Origin of the sequence: Ralstonia sp. R-29 (genome assembly GCF_049913345.1) — a bacterium.
Lineage (GTDB): Bacteria > Pseudomonadota > Gammaproteobacteria > Burkholderiales > Burkholderiaceae > Ralstonia.
Window position 1 is genome coordinate 1,136,520 of record NZ_CP184378.1, and the last position, 16,792, is coordinate 1,153,311.

At 62.5% G+C, this 16,792-nt stretch carries 17 protein-coding genes and 1 pseudogene; 11 read left to right on the forward strand and 7 right to left on the reverse strand.

Annotated elements, in window-relative coordinates; all coding sequences use genetic code 11:
* Nucleotides 1–9 precede the first annotated feature (9 nt).
* The 7 genes from ACN9M1_RS22230 (at nt 10) to ACN9M1_RS22260 (ending at nt 7,368) form a co-directional block, all read left to right on the forward strand.
* Complete coding sequence (locus ACN9M1_RS22230; protein ID WP_426399017.1) at nt 10–456, forward strand: acyl-CoA thioesterase; 447 nt, start codon at nt 10–12, stop codon at nt 454–456.
* Nucleotides 453–2,771 (forward strand): bifunctional salicylyl-CoA 5-hydroxylase/oxidoreductase, encoded by a 2,319-nt coding sequence (locus ACN9M1_RS22235; protein WP_426399018.1) that lies wholly within the window; start codon nt 453–455, stop codon nt 2,769–2,771. The genes ACN9M1_RS22230 and ACN9M1_RS22235 overlap by 4 nt, the downstream gene beginning before the upstream one ends.
* 40 nt (nt 2,772–2,811) lie before the next feature.
* Nucleotides 2,812–3,951, forward strand: a complete 1,140-nt coding sequence (locus ACN9M1_RS22240; RefSeq protein WP_426399019.1) for a cupin domain-containing protein — start codon at nt 2,812–2,814, stop codon at nt 3,949–3,951.
* A gap of 50 nt (nt 3,952–4,001) precedes the next feature.
* Nucleotides 4,002–4,961, forward strand: coding sequence for a fumarylacetoacetate hydrolase family protein (locus ACN9M1_RS22245; RefSeq protein ID WP_426399020.1), 960 nt, complete (start codon nt 4,002–4,004; stop codon nt 4,959–4,961).
* An 88-nt stretch (nt 4,962–5,049) separates the two neighbouring features.
* Complete coding sequence (locus ACN9M1_RS22250; RefSeq protein ID WP_426399021.1) at nt 5,050–6,084, forward strand: carbon-nitrogen hydrolase family protein; 1,035 nt, start codon at nt 5,050–5,052, stop codon at nt 6,082–6,084.
* Entirely contained in the window at nt 6,066–6,839 is a 774-nt protein-coding gene (locus ACN9M1_RS22255) for a maleate cis-trans isomerase family protein (RefSeq protein WP_426399022.1), read from the forward strand. Before ACN9M1_RS22250 ends, ACN9M1_RS22255 begins: the two co-directional genes overlap by 19 nt.
* Before the next feature lie 88 nt (nt 6,840–6,927).
* Nucleotides 6,928–7,368: a MarR family winged helix-turn-helix transcriptional regulator gene (locus tag ACN9M1_RS22260; protein WP_096745993.1), complete on the forward strand. Its 441-nt coding sequence runs from the start codon at nt 6,928–6,930 to the stop codon at nt 7,366–7,368.
* Between the two features lie 12 nt (nt 7,369–7,380).
* Here the strand turns inward: ACN9M1_RS22260 and ACN9M1_RS22265 are convergent, their stop codons facing one another.
* On the reverse strand, nt 7,381–8,004 hold the full coding sequence (locus tag ACN9M1_RS22265) for a flavin reductase family protein (protein WP_426399023.1): 624 nt from the start codon (nt 8,002–8,004) through the stop codon (nt 7,381–7,383).
* 471 nt (nt 8,005–8,475) lie between these two features.
* Here ACN9M1_RS22265 and ACN9M1_RS22270 point away from each other — a divergent pair.
* Nucleotides 8,476–8,601 (forward strand): annotated as a pseudogene (locus ACN9M1_RS22270) (NAD(P)(+) transhydrogenase (Re/Si-specific) subunit beta); the annotation flags it as partial.
* Nucleotides 8,602–9,075: 474 nt separating this feature from the next.
* A complete protein-coding gene (locus tag ACN9M1_RS22275) occupies nt 9,076–9,348 on the forward strand; it encodes a hypothetical protein (RefSeq protein ID WP_426399024.1) in 273 nt (90 codons plus the stop codon).
* Nucleotides 9,349–9,360: 12 nt separating this feature from the next.
* On the opposite strand, the gene ACN9M1_RS22280 is transcribed toward ACN9M1_RS22275, so the two are convergent.
* Complete coding sequence (locus ACN9M1_RS22280; protein ID WP_426399025.1) at nt 9,361–10,227, reverse strand: LysR substrate-binding domain-containing protein; 867 nt, start codon at nt 10,225–10,227, stop codon at nt 9,361–9,363.
* Nucleotides 10,228–10,328: 101 nt separating this feature from the next.
* Here ACN9M1_RS22280 and ACN9M1_RS22285 point away from each other — a divergent pair, with 101 nt between their 5' ends.
* Nucleotides 10,329–10,955 (forward strand): LysE family transporter, encoded by a 627-nt coding sequence (locus ACN9M1_RS22285; RefSeq protein ID WP_426399026.1) that lies wholly within the window; start codon nt 10,329–10,331, stop codon nt 10,953–10,955.
* 221 nt (nt 10,956–11,176) lie between these two features.
* Nucleotides 11,177–11,845: a phosphoribosyltransferase gene (locus ACN9M1_RS22290; RefSeq protein ID WP_426399027.1), complete on the forward strand. Its 669-nt coding sequence runs from the start codon at nt 11,177–11,179 to the stop codon at nt 11,843–11,845.
* 16 nt (nt 11,846–11,861) lie between these two features.
* On the opposite strand, the gene ACN9M1_RS22295 is transcribed toward ACN9M1_RS22290, so the two are convergent.
* The 5 genes from ACN9M1_RS22295 to ACN9M1_RS22315 form a co-directional block, all read right to left on the reverse strand.
* Complete coding sequence (locus ACN9M1_RS22295; RefSeq protein WP_426399028.1) at nt 11,862–13,127, reverse strand: MFS transporter; 1,266 nt, start codon at nt 13,125–13,127, stop codon at nt 11,862–11,864.
* A 727-nt stretch (nt 13,128–13,854) separates the two neighbouring features.
* A complete protein-coding gene (locus ACN9M1_RS22300) occupies nt 13,855–14,880 on the reverse strand; it encodes an AI-2E family transporter (RefSeq protein WP_426399029.1) in 1,026 nt (341 codons plus the stop codon).
* Entirely contained in the window at nt 14,877–15,542 is a 666-nt protein-coding gene (locus ACN9M1_RS22305) for a DUF1345 domain-containing protein (RefSeq protein ID WP_426399030.1), read from the reverse strand. Before ACN9M1_RS22305 ends, ACN9M1_RS22300 begins: the two co-directional genes overlap by 4 nt.
* Before the next feature lie 52 nt (nt 15,543–15,594).
* Entirely contained in the window at nt 15,595–15,996 is a 402-nt protein-coding gene (locus ACN9M1_RS22310; RefSeq protein ID WP_426399031.1) for a hypothetical protein, read from the reverse strand.
* A gap of 107 nt (nt 15,997–16,103) precedes the next feature.
* The gene (locus ACN9M1_RS22315; RefSeq protein WP_426399032.1) at nt 16,104–16,406 is read right to left on the reverse strand and encodes a hypothetical protein; all 303 of its coding nucleotides are present in this window, start codon (nt 16,404–16,406) and stop codon (nt 16,104–16,106) included.
* Between the last annotated feature and the right edge of the window lie 386 nt (nt 16,407–16,792).

Below are 16,792 nucleotides of genomic sequence, written 5' to 3' on the forward strand. Positions count from 1 at the left end.
GATAACGCCATGCACCCGAACCCATACCTGTTCAGCCGCCCGCACCGCATCCGGTTCGCAGAGTGCGACCCGGCCGGCATCGTGTTCTACCCGCAGTACTTCGTCATGTTCAACAACCTGCTCGAAGCCTGGATCGACAGCTTGGTGCCCGAAGGCTTTGCCGGCTACATCGGACAGCACCGCTACGGGTTGCCGACGGTCCGCCTGGAAGCGGACTTCCGCGCCATCAGCCGCATGGGCGACGACGTGATGCTGAACCTGGAAGTCGTGCGCCTGGGCGGCAAGTCCATGACGCTCGCGCTCACCTGCACGGGTAGCGACGGTGAAGTCCGCATGAGCGTCAATCAAGTGGTGGTGTCGACGTCGCTGCGGACGCACCGCGCCATCGATATTCCCGAGGTATTGCGGCAAGCCTTCAGCTCGGAACCCATCAACGAAACAAGGAGTGCATCGTGAAGATCGTCTGTCTGGGCGGAGGGCCCGCCGGTCTCTATTTCGGGTTGCTGATGAAGCTGCAAGACCCGACCAATGACGTCGTGGTCGTCGAGCGCAATCGCCCGTACGACACGTTCGGCTGGGGCGTCGTGTTTTCGGATGCCACCATGGGCAATCTGCGCGAGGCCGATCCGGTATCGGCCGCAACCATTGGCGACGCGTTCAACCGCTGGGATGACGTGGAGGTGCACTTCAAGGGCGAGGCCGTGCGCAGCGGTGGTCACGGCTTTATCGGGATCGGTCGGAAGAAGCTCCTGAACATCTTGCAAGCCCGGTGTGAGGAAGTGGGCGTGCAACTCGTCTTCGAACAGTACGTTGAAGACGATCAGGAGATCGCCCGCAAATACGGCGCGGATCTCGTGCTCGCATCGGACGGGCTGAACAGCCTGGTCCGTAAGCGTTATGCCGACACCTTCCGCCCTGACATCGACACCCGCAAGTGCCGCTTCGTGTGGCTGGGTACGAAGAAGATGTTTGACGCGTTCAACTTCATCTTCGTGCAAACCGAGCATGGCTGGTTCCAGGCACATGCTTATCGTTTCGAGGATGGCACGTCCACGTTCATCGTGGAAACGCCGGAGGAAACCTGGAAGGCCACCGGCATTGACCAGATGTCGCAAGAAGAAGGTATCGCTTACTGCGAAAAGCTTTTCGCCCCTTACCTGGACGGACACCCGCTCATCAGCAACGCATCGCACTTGCGCGGCTCGGCGATCTGGATCCAGTTCCCACGCGTGATCTGCGAGCGCTGGGTGCATTGGAACGATATCGACGGCAAGCACGTGCCGGTTGTGTTGATGGGCGATGCCGCTCACACCGCACATTTCTCGATCGGCTCCGGTACCAAGCTCGCGCTGGAAGACGCCATTGAACTGGCCCGTACGCTCAAGAACGTCGACGGTCCCCTTGAAGCAGCACTCGAGCACTACGAAGCCGTCCGTTCGGTGGAGGTGCTGAAAATCCAGAACGCTGCGCGCAACTCAACCGAGTGGTTCGAGAACGTCGCCCGCTACGCTGGTCTGGAGCCCGAGCAATTCGCCTATTCGCTGCTGACGCGCTCGCAGCGCATTTCGCACGAGAATCTGCGCGTGCGCGATCCGAAATGGCTCGAAAGCTATGAGCGCTGGCTGGCACAGCGCGCTGGCGTGCAAGCGCCGGACAACGCGCGCCCCTGCCCACCGTTGCTGACGCCCTATACCGTGCGCGGCATCACGCTCAGAAACCGCGTCGTGGTATCGCCCACGCTGCTGTATTCGAGCCAAGATGGCGTGCCGGGGGCTTTCCATCTTGTGCATCTTGGCAGCCGCGCAATGGGTGGTGCGGGCCTCGTGCTGACGGAGATGACTGCAGTGGCGCCCGATGCGCGCATGACGCCAGGATGCCCAGGCCTCTGGAACGACGAACAAGTTACCGCCTGGAAACGCGTTACCGACTTCGTGCATGGACACAGCGACGCGCGCATTGGCGTGCAGCTCGGCCACGCAGGGCGCCGCGGCTCCACCCAGTTGGGCTGGGATGCTCCAGACCAGCCGTTGCCAGAAGGTAACTGGCCGCAGATCTCGGCGAGTGCACTCGCCTATCTGCCCGGTCAATCCCAGACGCCCCGCGAGGCGACGTTGGACGACCTCGCCCGCATCCGTGACGAGTTTGTCGTAGCCACGCACCGCGCAGCCGCCGCCGGCTTCGACTGGCTGGAGCTGCAGGCCGGCCACGGTTTCCTGCTCTCAAGCTTCATCTCCCCGCTGACCAACCAGCGCACGGATACCTATGGCGGCTCGCTGGAGAACCGGCTGCGCTTCCCGCTGGAGGTGCTCGCCGCCGTGCGCGAGGCTTGGCCGAAGCACCTGCCGATCTCCGTGCGCATCTCCTGCACCGATTGGGCGCCGGGCGGCACCACGGTTGATGAGGCGGTGGAGATTGCCAAGCAGCTTCACCAAGGCGGCGCGGATGTTGTGGACGTGTCGTCGGGCGAAGTCACGCCCGATCAGAAGCCGGTCTACGGACGCCTCTACCAGACGCCGTTTGCCGACCGCATCCGCAACGAAGCCAATGTGCCGACGATCGCGGTGGGCGCTATCACGGATGCAGATCAGGTCAACGGCATTGTCGCTTCGGGCCGTGCCGATTTGTGCGCCCTGTCTCGGCCGCATCTGGCTGATGCCGCGTGGGTATTGCGCGAAAGCGCAAAGCTCGGTTGGCACGACGTCGAGTGGCCGCGCGCCTACCAGTTCGGCAAGGACCAGCTCGAACGCAGCTTTGCTCGCGGCAGAGCGTGAGCCACGCCATATCGCTCGGACAAGACCAAGGAGAATCGCAATGACGACAACCGCATACGACGCCCATCGCGAAAGCATCGCCGGCCGTGCTGACGTAGCGGACACCCCCGAGCTGATCGCCTACTACCGGCAACTGGAGCAATTGCAGGTGGGTGCGCTGTGGACGGTGGCGAACAAGATCGAGCCGTGGCAGCCCAAATCCGACTCTGTGCCAGTGCTCTGGCGCTACCGGGATCTGCGCGAACACGTGCTGCGTTCGGTGGCCCTCGTCTCGCCGGAAAAGGCCGGGCGACGTGTCATCTATCTGAACAACCCCGGCCGGCAGGATGTCTCGGCGGCTGTGGGTTGGCTGTATTCGGGTCTGCAGGTCATGCACCCAGGCGAGATTGCAACGGCGCACGCGCATTCCTCGTCGGCACTGCGCTTCATCATGGAAGGACGCGGCGCGTACACCATCGTCGACGGCCACAAGATGACGCTGGATGCCAATGATTTCGTGCTCACGCCCAACGGCACCTGGCACGAGCACGGTGTCGAATACGACGGTTTGCCCTGTATCTGGCAAGACGGCCTGGATATCCCTTTGGTCAACGCGCTGGAGGCCGGCTTCTATGCCGTGCATCCGCATCTGCACCAGGCCGTGAGCCACCCTGTCAATGACTCGACTGCACTATGGGGGGCGCCGGGCCTACGCCCGCACAACGCACACTGGAGCAAGCCCTACTCGCCGCTCTTCAAGTACGAATGGGCGCCGACATATGAAGCGCTCCTGCGCTATGCGCGCACCGCGGATGGCAGCCCGTTCGACAGCGCGCTCATGCACTACACCAACCCACTCACCGGTGGCCATGTCATGGCAACCATCGGCGCAAGCATGCAGCTACTGCGGCCAGGTTTTGTCGGCAAGGCCCATCGCCATACCGGCAGCTTTCTATACCAAGTGGCAAAGGGTAGCGGCTATTCGATCATCAACGGCCAGCGCTTCGACTGGCGCGAACGCGACATCTTCTGCGTGCCCTCGTGGGCATGGCACGAACACGTCAACGGCAGTGATACCGAAGATGCCTGCCTGTTCTGCTTCAGCGACCTGCCAGTGATGGAAAAGCTCGGTCTCTATCGGGAAGAGGCCTTGGCCGACAACGGCGGACACCAACCTCGTCTCGATCCCACAACAACCTGAGCTGGCAACTGCCGACGCTCCCCAATCTGAACGCTTCCTGGAGAACCACTATGCGACTCGTCACCTTCCGCGCCCATGTGAATGCGGCCGCGCGCCTCGGCGCCATCGTAGAGAACTTCGTTGTCGACTTGGAATGCTTCGGCGCCCACGTCGGCTGCGACCTGCCTGCCGACATGCTGGACTTCATCGACCTCGGCCCGCAAGCCGTGGCCACGACCACCGATCTGCTCAATGAGTACCACGGCAACTGGCCGCTTGGCTGCGCCGTCCCGCTGGCCAACGTCAAGCTGCTCGCACCGATTCCCCGCCCGCGCAAAAACATCTTCGGCATTGGTCTGAACTACGTCGAGCACGTCGCGGAATCGAGCCGCACGCTGGACACCGCGAAGGAGCTTCCCAAGCAGCCCGTCATCTTCAGCAAGCCGCCGACCACGGTGATCGGCCCGGGAGATGCCATCGAGCACAATGCCGCCATCACTCAGCAGTTGGACTGGGAAGTGGAACTGGCTGTCGTTATCGGCACGCGTGCCAAGCGCGTCAGCGAAGCCGACGCGCTCAACTACGTGTTCGGCTACAGCCTGCTGATCGATATGAGCGCACGCGACTGCCGCCGCGCCGGGCAGTGGATCTACTCCAAGGGCCAGGACACGTACGCCCCCTTCGGCCCCGTCATCGTCACAGCCGATGAGATTCCCGATCCGCACAACCTGCACCTGAGCCTGAAGGTGAATGGCGTCACCAAGCAGGATTCCAACACGCGCCACATGCTGTTCAAAGTGCCGGCGCTCATTGCCGACATCAGCGCCGGCATCACGATGGAGCCGGGCGACATCATCGCCACCGGTACGCCGGAGGGCGTGGGCGCGGGTCGCAATCCGCAGGAATGGGTCTGGCCGGGCGACATCATCGAAGCGCAGCTTGAGAACATCGGCGAGTTGCGCAACCCGGTGGTGGCAGTCGGTGATGCAGCAAGCGCCATCGCCAGCCAGCAAGAGCGCCGGGCCGCCTGAGCGACCAACCAAGGCGCTTGAGCACCCTATCCCCTCCAGCCATGAAGACACCGCGCGTGTCTGCATGGCGTTCATTGCGGACACCATCATGCTCGAACTTCCACAATTCAAGGCCGCGGCCGTACAAGCCGCGCCGGTATTTCTCGACACGGATGCCACGGTCGACAAAGTCTGCCGGCTGATCCAGGAGGCAGCGGAAAACGGCGCACGCCTGGTCGCCTTTCCCGAAGTGTTCGTAGCGGGCTACCCCTACTGGAGCTGGATCATGAATCCGGTTGAGGGCAGCCCTTGGTTTGAAAAACTAGCCCGTTCAGCCATTGAGCTGCCCGGCCCGGAAATCATGAAGATTACCCAGGCCGCAGCGCGCCACAAGATCAACGTGGTGGTGGGTGTCAACGAGCGCAGCCGTACCGGCATCGGCACCCTCTACAACACGCTCGTCACCATCGCCGACGATGGCCGCATCCTGGGGCGTCATCGCAAGCTGGTGCCGACCTGGGCAGAAAAGCTGACCTGGGCACCCGGCGATGCATCGGCCCTGCGCGTGCATGACACCAGCATCGGCCCGCTGGGCTCACTCGCGTGCGGCGAGAACACCAACACGCTTGCGCGCTTCTCCTTGCTCGCGCAAGGCGAACTGGTGCACGTTGCCAGCTACATCTCGTTGCCGGTCGCGCCGCCTGATTACGACATGGCGGAAGCGATCAAAGTCCGCGCGGCTGCGCATTGCTTCGAAGGCAAGGTTTTCACCGTGGTGTCGTGCTCGACTGTCTCGGAAGAGATCATCGAAGCCATGGCTGCCACGCACCCACAGGCGCGCGAGCTTCTTGCACGACGCAATAGCGCCTTCTCGGGCATCTTGGGACCGGATGGCCGTGTCATCGGCCAGCCCCTGATCGACCAGGAAGGCATCGTCTACGCCGACATCGACCTGTCGCGTTGCATCCAGCCGCGCCAGATGCACGACATCACCGGCCACTACAACCGCTTCGACGTGTTTGACCTGCGGGTGAACCGCCGGCCCTTGCAGGCTGCCTACTTCGGCGACGCGACTGGCCAAGCCAGCACTACCGCCGCCGAAACGGCAACAGAATCCGAATCCAAATGGGAGACCCTCTTGTGAGTACCGTTCGCACTTACCGCATCGGCCAAATCGTTCCATCTTCGAATACCACGATGGAAACGGAAATCCCGGCCATCTTGCGTACCCGTGAGCTGACGCAACCTGAGCGCTTCACTTTCCACTCCAGCCGCATGCGGATGAAGCACGTGACAAAGGAGGAGCTGGCCGCCATGGACGCCGACAGCGATCGCTGCGCGCTCGAACTCTCCGACGCCCGCGTCGACGTGCTCGGCTACGCCTGCCTGGTCGCCATCATGAGCATGGGGCTGGGTTACCACCGCGTGTCGGAAGCACGGCTGCACCAACGCACGCAGGAGAATGGTGGCCCGGCGCCCGTGGTGACCAGCGCCGGCGCGTTGGTTGACGGCCTCAAGGCGATCGGCGCCAAAAAGGTATCGCTGCTAGCGCCGTACATGAAGCCGCTGACACAACTGGTCATCGACTACATCGAGAACGAAGGTATCGAAGTGGTCGACAGCATCTCTCTGGAGATTCCTGACAACCTGGAAGTCGGCCGGCAAGACCCGCGCGCGCCGATCGAGATCACGAAGAAGCTGAAGACCACGGGCGTGGATGCCGTTGTAGCGTCTGCATGTGTGCAGATGCCGTCGCTGCCGTCCATCCAGGCGATCGAAGACCGGGTCGGACTGCCGGTGCTGTCCTCTTCCGTTGCGACCACCTATCTGATGCTGAAACGACTGGAGCTGAGTACCGAGGTGCCTGGTTTCGGGTCGTTGCTCTCGGGAAGGTACTAAGGTGCGGGGGCCACGCTGGCCCTCCTCCTGGGAGGATGGAAAGGTAGAATCTTCGCTGTGTCCAGGAGATGACGGGGCGGCGAAGGAGATGAGCAGCACCAAGGCGTTTGTCGATAACTACCTACCGGCCCTGCTCGGCCAGGCGTGGTACCTCGTGTCAACCCAATTCCATGAAGTGGTGGAGCAGCATGGGCTTTCCGTGCTGGAGTGGCGCGTGCTCTCTACGTTGGCCAGCAACGGCCCGATGACGATCTCCGTGCTTGCAGAAAAAGCCGTGAGCAAGCAGCCGACCGTCACACGGTTGCTGCTGCGCCTTGAAGCGCAGGGGCATGTGGAACGCGCGACCAGCCGTGATGATCGCCGCTACACCCTTGTCCGCGTGACACGTAACGGCCGGCGCCTGGTCGCTGGCCTGATTGCCATGGCGCAAGAGCATGAGCGAACGATCCTGGAGCCGCTTGGGCAGCAAAAGATCGACACGCTCAAGGACATCCTGCAAGAGATCATCAGCAGGCATCGTCCGTCATAGCCAAGCTGCGTGTTATCTGGGCCGGTACATCCTGAACCGGCCTTCCGGCAGTACCTGGAAATAGTCGGCAAGCCCGCCTCCACGCAAAATCGGCTGCGCCGCGGCCGTGTCGTAAATCCCGTCGCACAACAGCGCGCGGTCGATGTGTACGGCGACCACCTCACCGAAGACCATCCAGGTGTTCAGCGTCGTCCCATCAAGGCTCGCCAACTGCTGCACTTGCGTGACCTTGCACTCGAGCGCCACGGGACTTTCCGCCACGCGCGGCGGCGCCACTTCGATTGATGCCACGGGCGTTAGATCAGCCAACTCAAATTCGTTGACACCCGGCGGCGCTTCAATACTGGTCTGGTTGATCTGTTCCGCCAGGTTCCGCGTGGCCAGGTTGTAGACGAACTCACCGGTTGCTTCAGCATTGCAAACACTGTCTTTCTTCCCAACGCTGGAGAACGCAACCAGCGGTGGACGATAGTTGAAGATATTGAAAAAGCTATAGGGTGCAAGGTTCAAGCGGCCCTCCGTGTCGCATGTTGAGATCCAACCGATCGGCCGAGGTCCGAGAATCGCTGGAATTGGGTCATGCGGCAGGCCGTGACCGTCGCGCAATACGTAGCTATGGAGGCTATACGGATGCATCGTTGAAGGGCCCAAAGGTGAGCTGAAAGTTGATGGTCAGAACTTAGCTCAACCTATGCCCCGATTTCCGCGACCGCCTCAACAAACTACCGAAAACGGCTGATCATGACCGAGACCGGATAACGGCTCGTGCACGTCCAGCACTTAGCAGCACCGGCATTCATCGATGGCTTCCCCGGTACAACGCTCTATGCCGGCCGATCAGATCACCCACGTTATCGAAATAGCTCTATCCATCTCGAACTCGCGAGCTGAGGATATTCGCTACGAGTTCGTTGATCGCCTGACGGCTGGGTGATGCCCGCCACCTACCGAAGAAGAGTCTGTGTCTATCTTCGCGCACTACGTGGCGTGAGTGCACGCAATGGCGCTGGAGCAACGCTTGCGGCATGAGGAACCAACGGTTGCGCACGCCGCTCAAGCGGCTTTTCTTTTGCGGCGGTTAACAATGCACCACTTCAATCGGCTCGGCCGGCGGTGATGCCAATGCAAAACTCGCATTCAGGTTGGGCGGTGGCGGGCGCCGGCTTCTTGCTCAACAACCCGGTGCTGATCATCGCGGGCTCGCCGGTCGGCTCTTCCGGTGCCATCCTCTCGGTCACAACGCCGGCAACTCTGCCACCAATTTTCAGAGTTGGGCGCGCTCGTGTGGTGTCGTTCAGCCAATCGAAACGGCCGAGCCATCAGTGCCTCTTCTTTTTGCGCTGATATTGACTGACTTTGGGAAAGAGCTTTGGTTTTGCGTGCATCTTTGCTACCCGCAAGCTGATGCCCCCTAACGTGCCGGCGAATCGCTTGCGGGAGCAAAGATCAGTGCATCTGTTGCGGGGTGGCTATACAGCGGCGTTTCTGGGAAATCAATTGCGCATAGCATTACTTCGCCGCACTCCCACACATCCAGGTCGCCTTGCGCAACCCGGCGGATGCAACCAGTCGCATTAACTGTGTCTGCCAGTCTCGCCTATTGTGTCGTCAGTCGCAGAAACTATGTCATCCGACACAACACGGGCCTTGAAATCCATGAAGAGCTGTATATATTTACAGTAACTGTACATTTATACAGTTCACACCATGGACGACCTGATCCGCATCGAAAACGAGTACGACCGCCAGACGGTGCTCTGGCTGCGCGAGCGCCTGGGTGAACAGGCGTTGAACGAAGTGGTGATCCGCATGGAGAGCCACGGCCGGCCCTATGCATCAGATGTCTGCCGCACGCTGGGCCTGACGCCACCGCCGCGCAAGCGGGCAAGCCGTGCACGGCCGCTTAACCGTGCCGTGGGCGAGGCGTATCTGGCCACCATTCGCGGCATTTTGCGAGCAGGCCGGCACGCTGCTGCTTAAACCATGCCCGGCTTAAACCGCCAGCGTTGCGGCGGTTTCTTCGCGCAGCCAAGTCAGCCACGCGCCGGCTGCGGTATCTGGCTGGATGGGCTTGCTCGCCAGCAGGTAATACGCCGAGCCATCGCGCCGGAAACCCTCCGGCGCCACAAGCCGCCTATCCGCAAGGTCGTCCCCCGCCATCAGCTTGGAGGCGATGGCGGTGCCCTGACCCGCAGCGGCTGCCTGCAAGCTCAAATAGAAATGTTCAAACCGCGCCTCTGGCGAACGCCCGCCGGGGCGCGGTGACTCGCTGACGCGCCGCCACGTCTGCCAGGCATCGGGGCGTGTTGCCGTGTGCAATAAGCGACGGCGTGCGGCAGCATCGGCTTGCGGAGCATGCACGGGCCCGATCCACTCCTCGCAGATCGGCTCCGCACAGAGGTGTTCCGGCCAGGCAAAGTCGTTGCGGCGCAGGGCCACGTCCACGCCGGTACGCGCAAAATCGATCGGCCCGCCTGCGGCAAACAAGTGCACCTGCACTGCCGGATGCCGCGCCTGAAAGCGTGAGAGCCGAGGAATCAACCACCGCATCGCCAACGTCGGTTCACACGACACCACCAGCGCGGACGACGTTGCCCGCCGCGCGATCCGGTCAATGCTGTCCGTGAGAATGGAGAACGCATCTGCCGCCGCCGCGCGTAGCTGCTCGCCGGCCGGCGTCAGGAAAACGGCGCGGTTACGGCGCTCAAACAACGGCACCCCTAGCGATTCCTCCAGCAACCGGATCTGGCGGCTCACCGCCCCATGCGTGACATGCAATTCGTGCGCGGCACGCACAAAGCTGGCGTGCCGTGCAGCGACTTCGAATACACGCAGGGTGTTGAGCGGAGGTAGCGCCATCTGTCAGTTTTTCTCACGGAAAAACGGCATGATAAATCGATTTTCGGCAGTGGCCCGCTCGGCCAGAATTGGCGCATTCCCACTTGCAATGACACGTCGATATGGCCGAACTGCTTGCTGTTGCCCTCATCACCCTCTTGGCTGTCATCAGCCCCGGCGCGGACTTTGCCATGGTCACGCGCAACAGCCTGCTGTATGGCCGGCGCGCGGGCGTGTTGTGTGCTCTGGGAATTGCGTTGGGCGTGCAGGTGCACGTGCTCTACACGATGTTCGGCGTGGGGCTGCTGATCGCGCATGCGCCAGCGCTGCTGCATGCCATCAAGCTGGTGGGCGCGGCGTACTTGGTGTGGATCGGCTGGAAGACGTTATCGGCCAAGGGGGCCCTGCCGGGCGACACAACGACAAGCCATGACGCATGCCCCACGCTCTCGACCGGCGCGGCGCTGCGCATGGGCTTCTTTACCAACGCGCTGAACCCCAAGACCACCCTGTTCGTCGTCAGCACCTACACGCAGGTCGTACATGCCAGCACGCCGCTGGCTGCGCAATTCGGCTACGGGTTGTTCATGTCGATGGCGCACGCGGCGTGGTTTGCGCTGGTGGCAACGGTGTTCGCCTCGGGTGCGTTGCGGCGCGCGTTATTGGCGCGGCAGCGGATGGTCGATCGCGTCATCGGCGTCATCCTGATCGGGCTTGGACTGGCGTTGGGCGCGGCGCGATTGGCGTGACATCGTGCAAAAGCCTGCGTTGAAGCGATCCGGCATGCACGCACGGCACCATGGCGATTGAGCCTTACCGCTCCTTGCACTACCTTGAAACGGTCAGTGACCGTATCCCGCGCTCCGGTGCACGGTCACTGTCGTTTTGGTTAGGGAGTGTGGTTCATGCTGCATAGGCGGGGGCTCGCGTGGCGCGGGCGTTTGCCTGATGCCTGAGGCCAGACACGATCATGCCTATGCGCTTTCAGGATCGCGCGGATGCCGGCCGGCAACTCGCCGATGCATTGGCTGCGGCCAACCTGCCCGCACCGCGCATCGTGCTGGCTCTGCCGCGTGGCGGTGTGCCGGTCGGGCACGTCATTGCGCGAGCGCTGGGCGCAACACTTGGCGTACTGCTGGTGCGCAAGCTCGGGGCACCGCTGCAACCGGAGTTGGCACTCGGTGCGCTGGCTGATTGCGGCGCAGGCATGCTGCCGCATGTCGAATGGAACATCGAGCTGATGCAGACCCTGCAGCCATCGCAGGCGTATGTCGATGAGGTGACAGCGCACGAGTTGGCCGAACTGGAACGCCGCCGCGCACGTTATGGCGTGACACCTCTGCCGCTTGCTGGCGCCACTGTCATCGTCACGGATGACGGCATCGCCACCGGAGCCACGGTGCGCGCGGCATTGACTGCAGTGCGGCGGGCCGGCCCGGGGCGATTAGTGCTCGCCGTGCCGGTCGCGCCAGAGACCACCTGGCGCACGTTGCGCACCGAAGTGGACGAGGCCGTGTGCCTGATCGCCGCGCCAGACTTCAGCTTCCAGGCCGTCGGCCAGTACTACGACGATTTTGAACAGACCGAAGACAGCGAAGTGATCGCGCTGTTGGCCGATGCCCGGCAGCGCGGTCCCTAACGTCGGATCCGTGCGATCAGGCTGTGTGCAAGCGCCCCTTACGCTCGATGTCCGGCAGGAACACTGTCAGCAGCCCGATGAGCGGCAGGAACGAGCACAGGTGATACACGTTGTAGATGTCCGTCGCATCGGCCAACTTGCCGAGCACCGCGGCGCCAATGCCACCCAACCCGAACGCAAACCCGAAGAACAGGCCTGACACCATCCCCACCTTGCCGGGAATCAGTTCCTGCGCATACACGAGGATGGCCGAGAATGCCGAGGCCAGCACCAGTCCGATGACGACCGTCAGCACCGCCGTCCAGAACAGGTTGGCGTACGGCAGCATTAGCGTGAACGGCGCCACACCCAGGATCGACACCCAGATCACCACCTTGCGGCCAACGCGGTCGCCAATCGGCCCACCGACGATCGTGCCCACCGCCACCGAGAACAGGAAGAGGAATAGGAACAGCTGCGACGTCTGCGCCGACAGGTGGAACTTGGTGATCAGGTAGAACGTGTAATAGCTATTCAGGCTCGCCAAGTAGAAGTACTTAGAGAACAGCAGCACGACCAGCAGCAGCATGGCAAACGCCACCTGCTGGCCTGACAGCTTGACCGCTGCATACGCACGGCCACCCGCCTTGCGACCATGGCCCGCAGCGCGCTCGCGCTTGTACCAGCCGCCCACGTGATAGAGCACGAAGATGGCGATGAGCGCCGCAATCGAGAACCACGCCAGGCTGTGCTGCCCATACGGCATGATGATGAGCGCCGCCAGCAGCGGACCCATGGCACTGCCCGCATTGCCGCCCACCTGGAACAGCGATTGCGCCAACCCATGCCGCCCACCCGACGCCATGCGCGCCACACGTGACGATTCCGGATGGAAGATCGACGAGCCCGTACCCACCAGCGCCGCCGCCAGCAGCAACGTACCGAAGTTCGGTGCCACCGACATCAACACCAGCCCCACCAGCGTGAAGCCCATGCCCACCGACAACGAATACGGCTTCGGATGCTTGTCGGTATAGAGCCCGACCATCGGCTGCAGCAGCGAGGCGGTGATCTGATACACGAGCGTGATCAGCCCGATCTGCGAGAAGTCGAGATGGAAGTTGCCCTTGAGCAGCGGATAGATCGCCAGGATCAACGACTGCATCATGTCGTTGAGAAAGTGCGCGAAGCTGATGGCGCCAATCACGCCAAAGCCGGTTGTACCGGCGGTGCCGGCCTGCAGGGCGGGGGGCGCCGCAGGCGTGGGCACATCAGCGGCGGTACCGTTTGCGGTGGTTTCCATGGGGACGTTTGCGGTCAAAAAATTGCAGCGAGGAGCCGTCAATCATGCGCCTAAATAGTGCAGGCGCGTTACCGCAAGTTCGACAATGATTAGCGCAAATCGGACAATTTACTGTCCAGGCAGAAGCGTCAGGCGCAGCGGCGCCATTCATGCTCCGTGGCGCTCCGATTTCCCGCAAACCCGCGCCGCGCTTGCCTCGGCAGGTAGCTAACCTGTTAGCCATTTTCGCGCGCGCGGTTACTCCGTTCGGAGCATGGCCGCTCAGGAGACGCTTTCTATACTCGCCAGCATAGGCCCCTGCACGACGCTCCTGCGCCAGTGCTGACGGCCAAGACGGAGCCAATGCGTGCGCCATTGCATTAACACGCCCAGCACTCCGCAATCCGAACCGGTGGCGCATCCAACGGATGCAGCACATTGGTCAGCCAAGGAAGGGGAGCGATGAAGATCCTGCTAACGGGAACGCTATGCCGCGCGATGGGAAACCTCTTCTATCTGGCCTTGCTCGACGACCGCGTCGTCTGCTGCTTCGTCACGTCCGAAGCGGTGGAATGGACCGGCACCGCCACGCGCCCACCGCCCGCTTCGTCCCCGTGTACCGGCCCTCGGCTCGCTGACGTCTCTCGGTCAGCGAGTTATTGCGCGCCCCTCGTCCCGTAGGGCGCGCTCTTTTCTGCCGATGCCGTCAGCGCGAGGAGCGCTGGCGCATCACCACAGCACTGACGTGTCAGCCGATCAACCCGGCGTCCGTCAGCTCGCGTTTCATGTAGGCGTACAGCACCGGGGCGGCAATCACGCCGCCCACGCCAAACAGTGCTTCCATCACGATCAGCGCCAGAATCAACTCCCACGCGCGCGCATCGATGCGGCTGCCGATGATGCGCGCGTTCACGAAGTACTCCAGCTTGTGCACCACCATCAGGAAGATGAGCGAAGCCACCGCCAGTTCCAGCGATGCCGTCACGCTCATCACCACGATGGCTGTGTTGGAGATGAGGTTGCCTGCCACCGGAATCAGCCCCGCCACGAAGGTCAGCAGGATCAGCGATTTGGAATACGGCACGTGTTGCCCGAACAGCGGCAACGCGCCAACCAGATAGATCGCCGCCAGCGCAGTGTTGAGCGCGGAGATCTTCACCTGCGCAAACACCACCGCTTCAAATGCAGCAGTCAGCCGGCCCAGACGGTTCAGCAATGCTGCAGCCAGCGGCTTGTGGCGCGCGGGGTCGGGCCTGTCCGACCACGCCACCATGGCGCCCAGGATCAACCCGATCAGTGCCAGCACGCTGTGGCGCAGCCCGTCGATACCGACCGTGGACACCTGATGGCCATGCTCCTTCAACATCTCCACCAGACGCACGCGCAGGTCCGATACGGAGTTCGGGATGTAGTCCGCCACCGATGCCGGCAGCGAAGCGCGCAGGTTGTCCAGCACGTCAGCCACCCGCGTGAGCATGCCCTCCAACCCGTGCCCATGCTCCACCAGTCGGCCGATGCCCAGGCCGATGCCCGCGAGGATGAGCGTGGCGATCACGAACACCCCGACCACCGCCAACGCCTTGGCATGCCGGGAAAAAACGCGCCGCTGGCGCAGCTTCGCCTCCAGCTTGCGTGACAGCGCATAGACCAGAAAGCCCGCAATGGCAGCCGGCAGCAGGCGCAGCCAGAGCACCGTCACGATCATGGCGGCCACGAGTACATAGCTGACCGCCCGAATGGCGCGGGCGTGGTTATTGGGAGGAAGCTTCGTCATGAAAACAGGCCGGCAGCAATGTTGATGGAGAGCGCAAGAATGCTCGTATTAAAGAAGAACGACAGCAGCGATTGCCCCAGCACCGCCCGGCGCATGGCGCGCGATCGGATGCTGATATCTGCCGTCTGGCTGGCGACCGCGATCGTAAAGGAGAAGTAGAGGAAATCCCAGTAATTGGGCTCGAGTTCGCGGTCGGGAAACTGCAGCGGCGGCGCATTGGGCGTGCGGTAGTACAGGTGCGCATAGTGCACGGTGAACATCATCGGGACCATCAGCCATGCGCCGACCACCGTCACGCCGGTCAGCGCGTAGTGCCACGCTTGCGCATGGCCCGCGGACTTGGCTGTCACCAGCTCAAACGCAATCGCCACCATGCTGGCAATCACGCCCAGGCATACCACGGCCAGCACCGCCGAGGCGCTCGCGTCTTCACGCCGGGCCACGGCACGGATGCGGCGCGGGTCTGCCCGCAGCATCATCACGGCGATCAGGATCAGGTACGTCCACACCGCGGCATCCCAGCCGAGCAGCGTGCGTGTGAGCCAGCCCTGCCCCCCTGGTACCACCACGCCAACGATCGCGCCCAGCGCAAACGCCAGCAACAGGCGCGGCCGGGCAGCGGCAAATCGTGAAATCGGAAAGGACTCGTCTTGCGCAGTCACATGGGCCTCTTGTGCGTTTCGAGCATCAAATTGAGGCCACATGGTAGCCGCTTCAAGACAGCGTCAGCATGGACGCGAAGGAGCGCTTGCAACGCTCCTGCACCCGTTCGTGCGTCTGCAGTTGGTCCGCGGTGACGGTGGCGTCCGGGTACACGCGGCACATGCCGACGATGGCGATCTCCAGCGAGTTGTACGAGCCCGCCTGGAATTGGAACTGCTCCAGCACCGTATCGTCGGTATCTCGCACGGTGATCTGGAACGGGCCCGGTGTGACGGTGGCGCAACCGGCCAGCGCGGCCGCTGCCATCAGCGCAGAAAGGCCGCCCAACGTGCGCGCTTTGCGGCAAAGAACAGAAAGACAGTGAGAGGCCTGCATCATGTAGGGTCTTGCGCATCGATGGTGGTCAGACGCCGTCGGCAGCGCGGGGTTCATCGATACCGCGCGGGCTCCCATTTATACCTGCTCTTGATGTCAGCACGTGTCGCGCCCAAACAAAAACGCCCGCTAAATGCGGGCGTCTTGCTGAGCGGATGAGCCGTCGGTGGCTCAGGGGCATTGCCTTAGGCGGCAGCACCATCGGTGTACGGGTTGAACTTGTCACCGACCTTGGCGCCTTCGGTGTAGGGGTCGAACTTGCCAGCGCGGGCCAGCGCGCCTTGGGTGTACGGGTCAAACTTGTCGCCCACCTTGGCGCCTTCGGTGTACGGATCAAACTTGCTCCCCGCCTTCGCGCCTTGCGTATAGACGTCGAAGCGTTGGCCGACTGCGGCGCCTTGCGTGTACACGTCGAACTTCGTGGCGGCCAGTGCGGGCACGGTGGCCAGGGCGATCAGGGCTGCAATCAGGGTGCGTTGGGCTTTCATGATGTCTTCTCCGGGATGGGCGCAGCGCGTCGGGCAGTGGCTCGTTTCGAGACCGGTTTTCGCTGCGGCGCCGCATTCGATGAAGTCATCGTAGGCGAGCCTGTTCAGACAATAAATGTCGCGACAGACAATTTATTGTTGTGATATCTGGAATTACGGGAAAACCCGCGCCAGCAGTGGTTTGGTGGCTTACAGCAAGGCTTGGCGGCTTTGTTTGCGCAAACCAATCATGTGACTTTTTCAGCAAAAGCCAGCGTTGTGCGCTGAACGAACCACCCCGATTGTTGCATCTTTCTGCGTCGCACAATCGCTGCGGCCTGCGCGGGGGATTGTCATTTCCGGATACAAACGCGCACAAGTGCGCGCGTGACTCTGTGCCACACTGC

What these genes read in the sequence shown, in the direction of transcription:
- ACN9M1_RS22315 (WP_426399032.1), bottom strand. Translation starts at nt 16,406, where the DNA reads ATGAAAGCCCAACGCACCCTGATTGCAGCCCTGATCGCCCTGGCCACC.
- ACN9M1_RS22240 (WP_426399019.1), top strand. Translation starts at nt 2,812, where the DNA reads ATGACGACAACCGCATACGACGCCCATCGCGAAAGCATCGCCGGCCGT.
- ACN9M1_RS22300 (WP_426399029.1), bottom strand. Translation starts at nt 14,880, where the DNA reads ATGACGAAGCTTCCTCCCAATAACCACGCCCGCGCCATTCGGGCGGTC.
- ACN9M1_RS22275 (WP_426399024.1), top strand. Translation starts at nt 9,076, where the DNA reads ATGGACGACCTGATCCGCATCGAAAACGAGTACGACCGCCAGACGGTG.
- ACN9M1_RS22280 (WP_426399025.1), bottom strand. Translation starts at nt 10,227, where the DNA reads ATGGCGCTACCTCCGCTCAACACCCTGCGTGTATTCGAAGTCGCTGCA.
- ACN9M1_RS22230 (WP_426399017.1), top strand. Translation starts at nt 10, where the DNA reads ATGCACCCGAACCCATACCTGTTCAGCCGCCCGCACCGCATCCGGTTC.
- ACN9M1_RS22295 (WP_426399028.1), bottom strand. Translation starts at nt 13,127, where the DNA reads ATGGAAACCACCGCAAACGGTACCGCCGCTGATGTGCCCACGCCTGCG.
- ACN9M1_RS22245 (WP_426399020.1), top strand. Translation starts at nt 4,002, where the DNA reads ATGCGACTCGTCACCTTCCGCGCCCATGTGAATGCGGCCGCGCGCCTC.
- ACN9M1_RS22285 (WP_426399026.1), top strand. Translation starts at nt 10,329, where the DNA reads ATGGCCGAACTGCTTGCTGTTGCCCTCATCACCCTCTTGGCTGTCATC.
- ACN9M1_RS22265 (WP_426399023.1), bottom strand. Translation starts at nt 8,004, where the DNA reads ATGCATCCGTATAGCCTCCATAGCTACGTATTGCGCGACGGTCACGGC.
- ACN9M1_RS22260 (WP_096745993.1), top strand. Translation starts at nt 6,928, where the DNA reads ATGAGCAGCACCAAGGCGTTTGTCGATAACTACCTACCGGCCCTGCTC.
- ACN9M1_RS22255 (WP_426399022.1), top strand. Translation starts at nt 6,066, where the DNA reads ATGGGAGACCCTCTTGTGAGTACCGTTCGCACTTACCGCATCGGCCAA.
- ACN9M1_RS22250 (WP_426399021.1), top strand. Translation starts at nt 5,050, where the DNA reads ATGCTCGAACTTCCACAATTCAAGGCCGCGGCCGTACAAGCCGCGCCG.
- ACN9M1_RS22310 (WP_426399031.1), bottom strand. Translation starts at nt 15,996, where the DNA reads ATGGGAGCCCGCGCGGTATCGATGAACCCCGCGCTGCCGACGGCGTCT.
- ACN9M1_RS22290 (WP_426399027.1), top strand. Translation starts at nt 11,177, where the DNA reads ATGCCTATGCGCTTTCAGGATCGCGCGGATGCCGGCCGGCAACTCGCC.